Source organism: Bradyrhizobium xenonodulans (assembly GCF_027594865.1).
In the GTDB taxonomy this organism is placed as follows: Bacteria; Pseudomonadota; Alphaproteobacteria; order Rhizobiales; family Xanthobacteraceae; genus Bradyrhizobium; species Bradyrhizobium xenonodulans.
Map to the genome: position 1 here is coordinate 7,734,211 of NZ_CP089391.1, position 13,441 is coordinate 7,747,651.

Genomic DNA, 13,441 nt, shown 5'->3' on the forward strand with positions numbered 1-13,441 from the left:
TATCCGGAATACAAATTCGCCAACTTGAGATCCATCTGGGATAGCTTTGGCGTTTGACAGATCGAAATCTCGTCTAGGGTCTTAGCAAGCTGACAATTGAAGCTGGGACGCATCAAATTTTCTGAGCTGGCGATAACACCTGATCGGTCCAAATCGCACACAATTTTCGTTCCACCTACTTCGAAGTCGGCGTACCCTTGCGTGGCCGTACAAAAATCGAAAGATGACCCGGGCCGTTCGGCGTGCCAACCAGTTCGGCCGCAGTCGTCCTTAGGGGCAATTGAATACGTGTGCCCTTTCCAAACAAGGGTATTCCGCTCATCGTCCACTCTCAGTGGGAAGGGTCTTCCGTCATCGCCGAAAACCCCGTCAAAGGGGTGCGGCGGGTGAAGCGAGCGAGGGGAGCAAAATCCGCAAATCGGCCCTGGACACGCGATGAGTGTAGAACGGTGATCTCAGGCATGCCGCCGCAATTGAGGCTTCCTGTTGCACTGGGAATGTTCACAGGTTTGCGCAAGGGGGACGTGCTGGCCTTGACGAAGGCTGCAATCAGAGACGGTAAGATTTGGAGAAGGACAGGTAAGACGGGTCAAGAAGTTTCAATCCCGGTCCACCCTGACCTAGCACATCTGCTAGCGCGCGCGCCAAGTCACGACGCAATTACCCTTTCAGCCACTTCCAATGGCACCCCTTGGACTGAGAGCGGGTTCAATTCCTCTTTTAACAAGGCAATGGCCAAGTTGAAACACGAAGGGAAGATCGGAGACGGTCTGACATTTCACGGCCTGAGACATACCGTCGGGACATTGCTGGTAGAAGCCGGTTGCGACCTCGACACGGTGCGCAGGTGGCTGGGTCAGAAAACGCTTGCCATGGCGATCCACTATTCTGAGACCGCTGACACCTCAGATCGCATGAATCAGGTGATCAAGAAGTTCGATCCTCTGGGGAGCAAAGCGCGAACATAAGTGTCTAACGCGCCGTTATATTTGTCTAACCGGCTCGGCCGCATCGGGCTAAGCCATTGAAATCGTGGTGCCCAGGGGCGGAATCGAACCACCGACACTGCGATTTTCAGTCGCATGCTCTACCAACTGAGCTACCTGGGCGTGCTCCAAAGAGGGGCCAAAGCCCATCGAGCGGGCGGTTTATAGTGGGCTGAAGGCGGCCTGTCCACCCGGCTTCGCCAAGAGGCTTCGCCGGGCGCGGCCCGGCTGTGCACAAGGTCGGGCGGGCTTGCCGCGGCTGGCGCGCGGGGCGTCGGATCGGCCACCAAGCACTTGATATTACTTATTTATTCCTCGCCGTCCGCTTCGTCGTCGCGGCCGGGGATGACGTAGGAGCCTTTCAGCCAGCGGTTCAAATCGACATCGCGGCAGCGCGAGGAGCAGAACGGGCGGGTGGCCTCGGACTGCGGCTTGCCGCAGATCGGGCAGGTTTTGAGCGGCCCGGCGGGCTTTTTGACCTGGTCGTCCATGATATCGGCGGCTTACAAGGGATGAGAGAGTTCAAGAGCCTGTCGGCGAAGCGGTTCCCCGGCCGGCAACGCATGCGCTCGCCCCAGGGGTCCGGTGGGCCCATTCTACTGTGCATCGGGCTGTTTTCGAGATTTTTGTCGAGCCGGCGCTCACACCGCAGTGGCGTTGAGCCAGCCGAAGCGGATCGGAAAGCCTTCGCCGCCGAGCAGCGTGGTGGTCTCGTAGAGCGGCAGGCCGACAACGTTGGTATAGGACCCCACCATCTTCACCACGAAGGAGCCGGCGATGCCCTGCACGGCATAGCCGCCGGCTTTGCCGCGCCATTCGCCCGAGCCGATATAGGCCTGGATGTCGTCTTCCGAGAGGCGCTTGAAGCGGACGCGGGTCTCGACCAGGCGCTGGCGGAAGGCCTCGCGCGGCGTGACGAGGGTGATCGCGGTGTAGACGCGGTGGTTGCGGCCCGACAGCAGCCGCAGGCACTGCGCGGCTTCGTCCACCAGATTGGCCTTGGGCAGGATGCGGCGACCGACCGCCACAACCGTGTCGGCGGAGAGGATGAAGGCGCCCCGAAGCTCGTCGTCGAGCTGCACCGATTTGAGCGCCGCATCGGCCTTGGCCCGCGCGAGACGGTTGGCGCAGGCGCGCGGCAGCTCGCCCCGCTTCGGCGTCTCGTCGACGTCGGCCGGCCGGAGCGCGTCCGGCTCGATGCCGGCCTGGTTGAGCAGCGACAGGCGACGCGGCGAACCGGAGGCAAGTACGAATTTGGGGCGGCCGAGCATCAGGTGATTTGGGGATGAAGCAGGGGGTGAATTGCGCGCGGAACCTATCGGACGGGGGCTGATTTCACAACCCGGGAACCCGGACTTTGCTGATTCGAAGCTTCCAACATGCGTGTGCCCTCAGTCTGTGACGCGGGTGTTACGCCCTCCCAGTGCTACCCGCTTGCAGCCCCCACCTTCGCAAAGCGTCTGCGGATGCGCATCAGGAGCTGGTCGCAGACCTCGCGGTAGGCGGCGAGCTTCTGGTCGCGGCTGCCTTCGATGGTGGTGGGATCCTGCGTCGGCCAGTATTCGACGTCGGCGGCGAGCGTGCGGGTCAGCTCCAGCGCCTTGTGGTGCGCTTCCGGCGAGAGCGTGATGATGAGGTCGAAATTCAGCCCCTCCCAGTCCTCCAGCTCCTCGAAGGTCTGCGGCTTGTGAACGGAGATGTCCTGGCCGAGCTCGGCCATCACGCTGACCGCGAAGGGATCGAGCTCGCCGCGCCTGGCGCCGGCCGACTTCACGTAGAGGCCTTGCGGAAACATGTGCCGCAGCAGGCTCTCGGCCATCGGCGAGCGCACGCTGTTCATCGCACAGGCGAACAGCACCGATTGCGGATCGCGTGCGCGTGGGGGCGCAGCCATCCGCGTTTAACCTCTTTTGATAGAGGGCATGGCCTTGTCGGAAAACCGCTGCACACTTTTCCGGGCCATGCCCTAACCCTTCCAGTGCAGGACAGTGATGAGCGTGAACAGCCGGCGCGAGGTCTCGAAATCGACCCGCACCTTGCCCTTCAGCCGCTCCTGCAGCGTGCGCGATCCTTCGTCATGGATGCCGCGGCGGCCCATGTCGATGGCCTCGATCTTGTCCGGAGTCGCGGTGCGGATCGCCTGGTAGTAGCTGTCGCAGATCATGAAATAGTCCTTCACGATCCGCCGGAACGGCGTCAGCGACAGCAGATGCGCGACCACGGGCGTGCCGTCCTCGCGGCGGATGTCGAACATCAGCCGGCTGCCGGTGATGCCGATATGCAGCGTGAACGGCCCCTTCCCGTCCGCGCCCTCGGGCGCAAACAAATTCTGCTCGATCAGATCATAGATCGCGATCGCGCGCTCATGCTCGATGTCGGGCCCGGAACGGCCGATCGAGTCCTCGTCGAGCGTGACGCCCACGATGCGGTTCTGCGAGTCGTCCTGTTCGGGCAGCTCTGTCATGACAGATTGAGGCGCAATCCAATCGAGCGCGAATGAGCGTCCAGCCCCTCCGCTTGTCCGAGCGTCATCGCGGCAGGTCCCAGCGCACGCAGCTGGTCCGGGCCGCATTTCAGGATCGAGGTGCGCTTCATGAAATCGGCGACCCCGAGGCCCGAGGAGAATCGCGCCGAGCGCGCCGTCGGCAGCACGTGGTTGGAGCCGCCGACATAGTCGCCGATCGCCTCGGGCGTATGCGCGCCGAGGAAGACGGCGCCGGCGTTGCGGATCTTTGCGGCGAGCGCGTCGGGATCGGTGGTCATGATCTCGAGATGCTCGGCGGCGATCGCGTCCGCGAGCGGAATGGCGTCGGCCAGAGTCTTCACCATGATGATGGCGCCGAAATCGGCCCAGGAGCGACCTGCGATTTCCGCGCGCGGCAGCGTCTTGAGCTGCGCTTCGACCGCCTTTTCGACGTCGGCGGCAAGGCGCGCGGAGTCGGTGATCAGGATCGATTGCGCGCTGGCATCGTGCTCGGCCTGCGCCAGCAAATCAGCGGCGATCCAGTCGGCATTGCCGGTGTCGTCGGCGATGACCAGCACCTCGGAGGGACCGGCGATCATGTCGATGCCGACCTTGCCGAACACCAGCCGCTTGGCGGCGGCGACATAGGCATTGCCGGGGCCGACGATCTTTGCGACCGGCGCGATCGTCGCGGTGCCATGCGCGAGCGCGGCCACGGCCTGCGCACCGCCGACACGATAGATCTCGCTGACGCCGCCGAGATGTGCGGCCGCCAGCACCAGCGGATTGAGCTTGCCGTCGGGCGAGGGCACCACCATCACCAGACGCGCCACGCCGGCGACTTTTGCCGGCACCGCATTCATCAGCACCGAGGACGGATAGGCCGCGGTACCGCCGGGCACGTAGAGGCCGGCGGATTCGATCGCGGTGTAGCGCCAGCCGAGCTCGACGCCGAGCGGATCGGTGAAGCGCTCGTCCTTCGGCATCTGGCGGCGGTGATAGGTCTCGATGCGGTCGCGCGCGAGTTTCAGCGCATCCAGCGTCGCGGCATCGCAGGCCTTTACCGCGGCGTCGATCTCGGCGGCGGTGATGCGCAGGCCGGATGCATCCAGCGTCAAGCGGTCGAACTTCGCCGTCGCCTCGAGCAGGGCCGCATCGCCGCGCTTCGCCACATCGTCGACGATGGCGCGCGCGGCGGCCTCGACGTCGGCCGATACCTCGCGCTTGGCGGCGAGGAAGGCCGCGAATCGCTGGGAAAAATCGGCACTGCTGCGGTCGAGACGAACGGGCATTTTCGGCTTGGCTTCCGGCTGGTCTTTGGGGCGGATTGGCGTACCCGGCCCCTGCTCAATGGCGCGGCGGGGAAGCTGCGTCAACCCTCGCAGGGTGCCGTTCCGGCAGGAGCCCGAGCCGGTTGGGTTGGTATACAGGCAACCTCACGCCTCCCCCTCGATCCCCGGTCCCGTTCCCAGTTGGTCCGCCCCCAGATCGGTCAGCTCGCATTCCAGGCATTCGACATCGAGGCGGATGGCGCCGCCCTGGGCGAACAGCAGCAGAGCGCTGCCGCCGGGCTCCTCGTCGCGGCCATCCTGGGGGTGAAACTCGATGCCGACGAGGTCCAGCACCTTGTCCGGCGCGCCGAGGTCGATGTTGCGCGATTTGCAGGCGAGCACGCGGTCGAAGCGGAGTGCGGCGACCAGCCGGCGCGGCTCGGCCTCGCCGTCCAGCGTCTGCTCCCAGTCCAGCCGGCTCATGCCGACCACCAGCCGCTTCTCGCTCTGCCGCCAGACGATATCGGCGGCCTGGACGCGGGCGTCCTGCACATGGGTCGAGATCACGGCGAGGTCGTCGGCGTCGAGCGCGATCAGCTTGAGCTGGGGAGACATCACCGGTACTTCTCCTCGAGGGCGGATACGGCTCAACGCGCGCGGCCACGGAAATTTCCCTGACTAACGGTCCGGCCGGCTAGAGGCTATTGATATCCTCCATCTCCAGCACCTTCCGCGGGTACCCCTCGCGGGCGACGTGGATCATGGCCCGGCCGATCTGCTCGGTCGAGGTGACGAGCCGCGGCGAGATCCGGCGCAGCACCGACCACAGCGGCCAGCTCACGTCGTAGACGGCCTGCACCCAGGCGGTCTTGGAGCGGGCGCCGTGCAGCGGCTGGATCGCGCCGGGCCGGAACATGTAGGCCCCCTTGAACGGCAGCTTGAGCAGGTCGTTCTCGGTCTTGCCCTTGATCCGCGCCCACATCCGCGAGCCCTGCTCGGTGGAATCGGTGCCGGCCCCGGTGACATAGGTGAATGTCATCTGAGGATTCAGCCGCGCCAGCGTCGTCGCAGCGGCCAGCGTGATGTCGTAGGTGAGATGGCGATAGCGCTCCTCGCTCATGCCGATCGAGGAGACGCCGAGGCAGAAAAAGCAGGCATCGAAGCCGGTGAGCTGCGCTTCGATCGCCGAATAGTTCGTGAAATCGCCGTGTGTAATCTCGGTGAGCTTGGCGTTGCGCACGCCGGTCGGGCTGCGGCCCACCGCAACCACGCGCTCGATGCCGGGATCGATCAGGCACTCGCGCAGCACTCCCTGCCCGACCATGCCGGTCGCGCCGAAGATGATGACTCGCATCGGAACGTCCCCAACAGCGTCGCGGCTCATGCGGCGGCCGCGATCTCGTCGAAGGATACACCGGTCAGCGTCGCCGAGACATCCCACAGCATCGCTGCGGCGGCGAAATCCTTCGCCTGCCGCATGATCCTCGCAGCCACGGGCGGCCCCTTCAATTCGTAGAACCAGTTCGGACCGTAATAGCCGCCGGGCTCGGCGGCCGGCGAGGTCGCGGCGAACAGGGTCGGCAGCGCGCCCTCGGCGGCGGACTGGCTGATCAAGGGCTGGAGCCAGCGGCTCACACGCGACTGGAAGGAGCGCGTGCCCGGGCCGTTCGGAATGAGATCGGTGCGCGCGTAGCCGGGATGGGCGGCAAGGCTCGTCAGTCCCCAGCCGGCGGCGAGGCTGCGACGCTGCAATTCCAGCGCAAACATCAGCATCGCCAGCTTGGACTGGCAGTAGGCCCGCCACGGACGATAGGAATGCTTGGCTTGCAGATCGTCGAAATTGATCGCGCCGGAGCGGTGCGCGAGGCTGGACAGATTGACGACGCGCGCGGCCTTGGCGCGACGAAGCTGCGGCAGCAGGCGCGCCGTCAGCGCGTAATGGCCGAGATAATTGGTGCCGAGCTGCATCTCGAAACCATCCTCGGTCTGCTGCCGCTTCGGCAGCGCCATCACGCCGGCATTGTTGACGAGGAGGTCGAGCTGCTCGTTGCTGGCGGCGAAGCGCCTGGTAAAATCGGCGACGGAGGCAAGGCTGGCGAGGTCGAGATGCTCGTAGGCGATCAAGGCGTTGGGAAACCGCTCGCAAATGCCCTCGATCGCCCGCAGGCCCTTTGCGTCGTTGCGCCCGGTGAGTATGACAATGGCACCGGCGCCCGCCAGCGCCATCGCCGTCTCATAGCCGAGGCCGCCCGTCGCCCCCGTAATGACGACGGTTTTGCCGCTGAGAGAGGGGATGTCTGCCGTGCTCCAGTCGGTCATACCATGTCTCCGTTCGGGGCTGGAATGAGGCCCGCGGCCTGTCTAAATGTGCACTGAGTGCAACTTTGCAAGAGGTGAAACAATTTGAAGGCTTCGAAGGTTGCCCGGAAATTGCCCGCGGACGGAAAATCCCCCGATGTCACCGGCTTGCGCCAGCGCAAGCGGCAGGAGACCCGCGCGCGGCTGACCCGGGCGGCGATGGCGCTGTTCCTGGAGCGCGGCTTCGAGGCCACGACCATCGACGACATCGCGGTCGCGGCGGATGTGTCGCGCCGCAGCTTCTTCCATTATTTCGCGTCCAAGGAGGACGTCGTCGCCGCCTGGCAGGAGGGCGCAGCGGCTGCGTTGGTCGCCGAGATCATCGCGCGGCCTGCGGGCGAATCCATGCTGACCGCGGCCGAGAATGCGATCGCCGGAGCAATCAAGCGGATCGATCCGGCGGAAGCTGCGGCCATGTCGCGGCTCAAGCGCGACAACCCGGCGCTGCAGGCGCGCGACCAGCTCAAATACGAGAAGCTCGAGCGCGCTCTGGCCGAAGGGCTCGCCCAGCGCGCCCGAACCAAATCGGACAGGCTGAAGGCCCGCCTCGTCGCCATGATCGCCACCGGCGCGATGCGCGTCGGCGGCGAGAGCTGGATCGGCGAAGGTGCGCGGGAGAAGCCGGAGGTCTTCGTGAAGCGCACCTTCGACGCGATCAGGGCGATCTTGAAATAGCGCTCTTCCCTCTCCCTTGCGGGAGTGTCGTAGGGTGGGCAAAGCGAAGCGTGCCCACCACCTCTTGCGGGGTTGGATCGATGGTGGGCACGGCGCAAGTGCGCCTTTGCCCACCCTACGATCCCGGTCTCGCGGAGAGAGACCGCCTCATTCCTTGAAAAATGCCAGCAGGTCCGCGTTGATGGTTTCGGCGTGCGTGGTCGGCATGCCGTGCGGAAAGCCCTTGTAGGTCTTCAGCGTGCCGTTCTTGAGCAGCTTGGCCGACAGCGGCGCGGAATCGGCGTAGGGCACGATCTGGTCGTCGTCGCCGTGCATCACCAGCACGGGCACATTGATCTTCTTGAGGTCCTCGGTGAAGTCGGTCTGCGAGAACGCGACGACGCCGTCGTAATGCGCTTTCGCACCGCCCATCATGCCCTGGCGCCACCAGTTCTGGATCACCGCTTCCGACGGCTTTGCACCGGGACGGTTGTAGCCGTAGAACGGGCCGGCGGGGAGATCGCGATAGAATTGCGTGCGGCTGGCGGCGAGCTGGGCCTGGAGGCCGTCGAACACGCTCTTTGGCAGGCCGCCGGGATTGGCCGCGGTCTGCACCATCAGCGGCGGCACCGCGGAGAGGATTGCGGCCTTCGCCACGCGGCTCTCGCCGTGACGCGCGATGTAGTGCACCACTTCGCCGCCGCCGGTGGAATGGCCGACATGGATGGCGTTCTTGAGGTCGAGATGCGCCGTCAGCGCGGCGAGATCGTCGGCATAATGATCCATGTCGTGACCATCGGAGACCTGCGCCGAACGGCCGTGGCCGCGGCGGTCATGGGCGATGACGCGATAGCCCTTCGCGACGAAGAACAGCATCTGCGCGTCCCAGTCGTCGGCCGAGAGCGGCCAGCCATGGCTGAACACGATCGGCTGGCCACTGCCCCAGTCCTTGTAAAAGATCTCGACGCCGTCTTTGGTGGTGATGGTGGGCATGGACTGCTCTCTTTCGATGAAAACGTGGCACGCGAACGAGCACGCGCCGATGATCCGCAGATGGTGATGCGACGTCCGCAATGCGATGCCTCGCATCGATCCGGAACGTTGAGAATCGTGTGATCAGGCAAATGCCATCGGCCTGAAGCGGCGCCAGGCACCGATGGTCAGCACCACGAAGAACACCAGCACGACGCCCTGCACCACGGCGAAGACGGGGCCCGACGGCGGTGCCGGCGGCACCGCGGGTGCGAGCGCGGCGAGCGCCGGCACCTTCAGGAACGACTGGATCACCAGCACGAAGACGTTGAAATAGAGCGAGATCATCGCGGTCACGATGTAGACCGGCCGCCAGACGCCCGCGAGCTTCATGCCGTAGAGCGCGACGCAGGCGATCGCGAGCAGCACCAGCGAGATGATGCCGATGATGTGCGAGGGCAGCAGCTCCTCGAACGGAAACAGGAAGCCGGTGGCGCTGGTGAGGATCGTGAAAGCTAAGAAGATCGCGGTGAGGCGCGGCATCGGCTTGGAGCCGAGCAGGCCGAACATCACGACGAGGCCGGCGGCGATGGCGATCAGGCTGATGATGACATGGACCATCGTGAAGGCGGGCAGGCTCAATCCGAGCATCATCTCACTCTCTCCATCGGAAAACGGCGAGATGGTATTACGGCCCTCATCGAATGGCTACACGCAGCAACGTCACAGGCGCTTGCGGAGCCATGCGTCATCGTGCGAATCCGCAAAACGCATGGCTGATTTTTTTGCACCGCTGTCACAAACGGCGGCAGGCTTTCGACGAAAGTTGAATCGATCGCCGCAACATCGGCCCGCGCTTGGCGGGCCGATGCGAAGCAACGTCAGACTTCCTTGGTGTCGAAGATCAAGAGGTCGGCGCCGCCGCTCGCGAATTTCGGCACGTCAGCGCCGGTCGCCTTGCCCTCCGGGCTGCCGAATGCCGCCTGGATGTCGGCCACGCTGTCGAAGGTGAGGATCGCGACGAGATGGATTCCGGAAGGGCCGGCGGGCGAAGCGACCGGTCCCTTGCTGACGGCGTATTTCTTCAGGCCGGGAAGTTTCTTGGCGAGCGGAATGTGCGTCTCGGCATAGTACTTGTCGAAGGCCTCAACATCCTTTGGCGTTTTGTAGAGCACGACGATTTCAGCCATTTAGTCCTCCCGTTTGAATCTTGTTCTATGTTGCCCCTCATGGTGAGGAGGCGCGTCAGCGCCGTCTCGAACCATGCAGGCCCGGCTCGACGTTCCGGGCCTTCATCCTTCGAGACGCGCGCCAAGGCGCGCTCCTCAGGATGAGGGGATACTCCGCAGGATGAGGCGCAATGGCAAGTGGCATTCCACTTGCCGTTCCCTTGCCTTCTGCTTGACTAAAGCGCCGGTTTTGCGGCGTCGCCGAGATAGCCGTGCAGGGAGGCCACGACCTGCGCGCCCTCACCGATGGCGCCGCCGACGCGCTTGACCGAGCCGGAGCGGACATCGCCGACGGCGTAGACGCCGGGCACGGAGGTCTCCAGCGGGGCCACGAGCCGGCCCTGGTTCTGCTCGGACTGCGCGCCCGTCACGACGAAACCGCCGCGATCGAGCGTAACGCCGCAGCCATCGAGCCAGCTGGTGGCGGGATCGGCGCCGACGAACAAAAAGAGATTGCGGATGTCGGCAAAATCCTCGTCATCCGACAGCCGGCTCTTCCAGCGGATGCGCCGCAGCAGCGAGGCCTCGTCGCCCTCGAGCGCGGTGATCTCGGTGTTGAACATCAGTTCGATGTTCGGCGTCGCTTCGATGCGCTCGATGAGATAGCGCGACATGCTGGCGCCCAGTCCGCCCCCGCGAATGATCATCAGCACTTTCTTCGCATGACCCGACAGGAACACGGCCGCCTGCCCCGCCGAATTGCCGGCACCGACCAGCGCCACTTCCTCGCCGGCGCACAGCTTCGCCTCGACTGGGGAGGCCCAGTACCAGACGCCGCGCCCCTCGAACGTGTCGAGGTTCGCGATCTCAGGCCGGCGATAGCGCGCGCCGCTCGCGACCACCACCGCGCGCGAGCGCAGGGGATCGCAGCCGTCAAGCGCCACGGAAAACGCGCCGTCCTTGCGCGTGCAGTCGAGCGACTTCACGGTGACAGGAATCATGATGTCGGCGCCGAACTTCTGCGCCTGGGTGAACGCACGCGCGGTCAGCGCCTGGCCGGAGATGCCGGTCGGAAAGCCCAGATAGTTCTCGATGCGCGCGCTGGCGCCGGCCTGGCCGCCAAAGGCGCGGATGTCGAGCACGGCGACCGACAACCCTTCGGAGGCCGCATACACGGCGGTGGCGAGCCCCGCCGGTCCGCAGCCGACGACGGCGACGTCATAGATGCGGTCGTCCTTGGCCCCGCCGATCATGCCGATGGCGCGGGCAAGCTCGGTCTCATTGGGGTTGCGCAGCACCGCGCCGTCAGCCGCGACGACCAGCGGCCAGTCCTCCGGCTTCGGCGAATAGCGCGCGATCACCTCCGCGGCGTCGCGGTCGCGCTCGGGGTCGAGCAGATGATGCGGCTGGCCATTGCGGGTAAGGAAACCCTGCAGCCGGACGACGCCGACCGAATGCGACGGACCGATCAGCACCACGCCGCCGACGCCGCCCTGGAGCAGATTGACCCGGCGCAGGATCAGCGCGCGCATGATGCGCTCGCCGAGCTCGGCCTCGGCGACCAGCAGCGCGCGCAGGCGATGCGGCGCCAACAGCAGCGTCTCGACATCGCCTTCGGCGCGGCCGTCGACCAGCGCCGGCTGGCCCGAGAGCTGGCTGAGCTCGGCCAGGAATTGTCCCGGCCCCTGGTCGATCAGCGGCGTGACGTTGCCGAGCCCGTCGCGCTGCGTGATGGCGACATGGCCCTTCAGCACGACGAACATGCCCGGCCCGGGCTTGCCGGTCTCGAACAGGAATTCGCCGTCGACGTAGGAGCGGACCTCGCCGAAATGCCTGATACGCTCGATCTCGGCGGGCGTCAGCGTCGGGAAGGTCTGCTCGGGGCGGATGAACCGCGCCATCTGCGCGTCACCGCCGGTTCGTTGCTGTCCGTCCTGCCCCATTGCCACTTTCATGCACTCCAAAAATTCCGGTCGCCGGATCTCAATTGCCGGCGGACTTCAAACACCGGTCTTGCCAGCGGTCCCCTCATCTAGGGAACCATCGTCGTTCTGCGAGGGGTCGGTGCTTGCGGCGCGTTCGCGCGCCTGCAGCTTCCGTCGCTTCAGGTTTTCGCGCAGCGCCGATTTCAGGCGGTCGTCGCGGGACGATCTCGCCTGTCTCGTGCTCTTGTCGTTCTCGTCAGCCATCACAGGTCCAATACAGCGGTCAGGGATAACATGACCAGGGAATGCGGCAGCTCAAGAGGCCCGCGTGAACGGATCGTGCGAAACGCGAAATGGACCGAATCCGGGACGTGTGCCAACTGGCCAGTTGGCCGGGGATATCAGGATCAAAATCCGTAGAAAGCCGGCCGTTTCCCGCCAGATCGGGCATTTTGGGCCTGATATCGCCCTGATTTTCTCGTTTTGGCCTGCCTTGCAAGCTTGCACAGGAGGGGGGCTTGTGGCAGATATCGGCCCGCTTGGTAGGCCCCTCGTGGCGGCCGATTCTTGTCCCAGCACATGCTGCCGTAGCTCAGTGGTAGAGCACTCCATTGGTAATGGAGAGGTCGACAGTTCAATCCTGTCTGGCAGCACCATTTTTCGGGTTCAATCACGCACAGATCGGCAGTCTCGCGGCGGCAAACGCCCGAGTTTTGCTTCCGTCTTGCGCCCTCTCTGGTGAAGAGGGCGCAGGGAAGGCCGGGTGCCGGCTGGCACCCATGATCCGCTGCGCCAAGACTTTGCACACGCAAATGCGCCAGCGGGACAACAGGTGGGCCGGAAAACACCCGGCCTTCCCTGCGCGATGGGTTGACGGCTTATGCGCGCTCTCCCCGGAGCCGAGTTCCTTCTGGCCTCCGTCGCCTCGCGAATTGGCGATGCATCGAGACCCGGTAGAGCCTCAAAGCATCTCCGCAAGGCTTGACCGTAGCAACGACGGTCAGGACCACACGGTTTCGCCGTACGCAGCGGTCCGGCTCCGCCCCGCAGGGCTTCGCCAGACACAGGCGCCGTCCGTTCCGCAGGGAGGAAGGACCTCACGAGGTTCATCTCGCCCTGGTCCCGCCTTCCCATGCCCGGCGCTGCCGCGTCCACCGCACCCCGGCCCACGTTCGTTGCGACGTACGATCGCCCCTCTCCCTGGGTCGGGATGCGCGGATAGTGCCGCAAATCCGAATTTCGGTAAAGTGGAATATTTTTGTGGAGGAGGGTTGACGAGGTTTTGGGGCGGCGGGTGTTTTGCCCGACGGGTCAGATCGGCGCCGGCGATAGGATGGTTCGAGCGAAGCGACGCGGGCAAATTCCAATTCAGAACGGCGATGGGTTTCGCCGCGCTCCAGCCGTCCTACACGCCGGATCGTACCGACGCGATTGACCCGAGGCAGAAATTGCCTTCGTTGGCGCCGAGAGGGCAAGAAGTTGAACTTGGGGCCGCGCGTGATATCGTGATTGGATCAGCAGGAGGAAGTCTTGCCAGTATTCATTGCCGCAATCGTTGCATTTCTTTTGAGTATCGCAGGCGCAAGCGCAACCCCTCGTCAGCTTTACGGTAAGGGAATTGAAATCCAATACAGCGTGACGG

At 64.7% G+C, this 13,441-nt stretch carries 15 protein-coding genes and 2 tRNA genes; 3 read left to right on the forward strand and 14 right to left on the reverse strand.

Annotation, left to right across the window (positions count from 1 at the left end):
* The first annotated feature begins 461 nt into the window (after positions 1-461).
* Positions 462-968, forward strand: coding sequence for a tyrosine-type recombinase/integrase (locus I3J27_RS36480; protein WP_270163640.1), 507 nt, complete (start codon positions 462-464; stop codon positions 966-968).
* A 65-nt stretch (positions 969-1,033) separates the two neighbouring features.
* On the opposite strand, the gene I3J27_RS36485 is transcribed toward I3J27_RS36480, so the two are convergent.
* From I3J27_RS36485 to I3J27_RS36525, 9 genes are all read right to left on the reverse strand, one after another.
* A tRNA-Phe gene (locus I3J27_RS36485) sits at positions 1,034-1,109 on the reverse strand.
* Positions 1,110-1,294: 185 nt separating this feature from the next.
* Positions 1,295-1,477 carry a DNA gyrase inhibitor YacG gene (yacG, locus tag I3J27_RS36490; protein WP_270163641.1) on the reverse strand — a complete coding sequence of 61 codons (183 nt, stop codon included), beginning with the start codon at positions 1,475-1,477 and terminating at the stop codon, positions 1,295-1,297.
* Between the two features lie 150 nt (positions 1,478-1,627).
* Positions 1,628-2,257 carry a Maf-like protein gene (locus tag I3J27_RS36495; protein WP_007597557.1) on the reverse strand — a complete coding sequence of 210 codons (630 nt, stop codon included), beginning with the start codon at positions 2,255-2,257 and terminating at the stop codon, positions 1,628-1,630.
* 155 nt (positions 2,258-2,412) lie between these two features.
* The gene (locus tag I3J27_RS36500) at positions 2,413-2,880 is read right to left on the reverse strand and encodes an arsenate-mycothiol transferase ArsC (RefSeq protein WP_270163643.1); all 468 of its coding nucleotides are present in this window, start codon (positions 2,878-2,880) and stop codon (positions 2,413-2,415) included.
* Between the two features lie 72 nt (positions 2,881-2,952).
* Positions 2,953-3,450 carry a UPF0262 family protein gene (locus tag I3J27_RS36505; RefSeq protein ID WP_247504021.1) on the reverse strand — a complete coding sequence of 166 codons (498 nt, stop codon included), beginning with the start codon at positions 3,448-3,450 and terminating at the stop codon, positions 2,953-2,955.
* Positions 3,447-4,742 carry a histidinol dehydrogenase gene (gene hisD, locus I3J27_RS36510; protein ID WP_270163644.1) on the reverse strand — a complete coding sequence of 432 codons (1,296 nt, stop codon included), beginning with the start codon at positions 4,740-4,742 and terminating at the stop codon, positions 3,447-3,449. The genes I3J27_RS36505 and hisD overlap by 4 nt, the downstream gene beginning before the upstream one ends.
* 144 nt (positions 4,743-4,886) lie before the next feature.
* Positions 4,887-5,336, reverse strand: coding sequence for a DUF2948 family protein (locus tag I3J27_RS36515; protein WP_270163645.1), 450 nt, complete (start codon positions 5,334-5,336; stop codon positions 4,887-4,889).
* 79 nt (positions 5,337-5,415) lie between these two features.
* The gene (locus tag I3J27_RS36520; protein WP_270163646.1) at positions 5,416-6,075 is read right to left on the reverse strand and encodes an NAD(P)H-binding protein; all 660 of its coding nucleotides are present in this window, start codon (positions 6,073-6,075) and stop codon (positions 5,416-5,418) included.
* 26 nt (positions 6,076-6,101) lie between these two features.
* Positions 6,102-7,040 carry an SDR family oxidoreductase gene (locus I3J27_RS36525; protein ID WP_270163647.1) on the reverse strand — a complete coding sequence of 313 codons (939 nt, stop codon included), beginning with the start codon at positions 7,038-7,040 and terminating at the stop codon, positions 6,102-6,104.
* 84 nt (positions 7,041-7,124) lie between these two features.
* On the opposite strand from I3J27_RS36525, the gene I3J27_RS36530 reads away from it, so the two are divergent.
* Complete coding sequence (locus I3J27_RS36530) at positions 7,125-7,754, forward strand: TetR/AcrR family transcriptional regulator (protein WP_270163648.1); 630 nt, start codon at positions 7,125-7,127, stop codon at positions 7,752-7,754.
* 147 nt (positions 7,755-7,901) lie between these two features.
* Here I3J27_RS36530 and I3J27_RS36535 read toward each other — a convergent pair whose 3' ends face one another.
* From I3J27_RS36535 to I3J27_RS36555, 5 genes are all read right to left on the reverse strand, one after another.
* Entirely contained in the window at positions 7,902-8,726 is an 825-nt protein-coding gene (locus I3J27_RS36535) for an alpha/beta fold hydrolase (RefSeq protein WP_270163649.1), read from the reverse strand.
* Between the two features lie 123 nt (positions 8,727-8,849).
* Positions 8,850-9,359 (reverse strand): hypothetical protein, encoded by a 510-nt coding sequence (locus I3J27_RS36540; RefSeq protein ID WP_270163650.1) that lies wholly within the window; start codon positions 9,357-9,359, stop codon positions 8,850-8,852.
* Between the two features lie 227 nt (positions 9,360-9,586).
* Positions 9,587-9,895, reverse strand: a complete 309-nt coding sequence (locus I3J27_RS36545; protein WP_270163651.1) for an EthD family reductase — start codon at positions 9,893-9,895, stop codon at positions 9,587-9,589.
* Between the two features lie 215 nt (positions 9,896-10,110).
* Complete coding sequence (locus I3J27_RS36550; protein WP_270172976.1) at positions 10,111-11,817, reverse strand: FAD-dependent oxidoreductase; 1,707 nt, start codon at positions 11,815-11,817, stop codon at positions 10,111-10,113.
* Between the two features lie 57 nt (positions 11,818-11,874).
* Positions 11,875-12,063: a hypothetical protein gene (locus I3J27_RS36555; RefSeq protein ID WP_270163652.1), complete on the reverse strand. Its 189-nt coding sequence runs from the start codon at positions 12,061-12,063 to the stop codon at positions 11,875-11,877.
* Between the two features lie 317 nt (positions 12,064-12,380).
* Between I3J27_RS36555 and I3J27_RS36560 the strand changes: the two genes are divergently transcribed.
* Positions 12,381-12,455 (forward strand) — tRNA-Thr (locus tag I3J27_RS36560).
* Positions 12,456-13,441 lie beyond the last annotated feature (986 nt).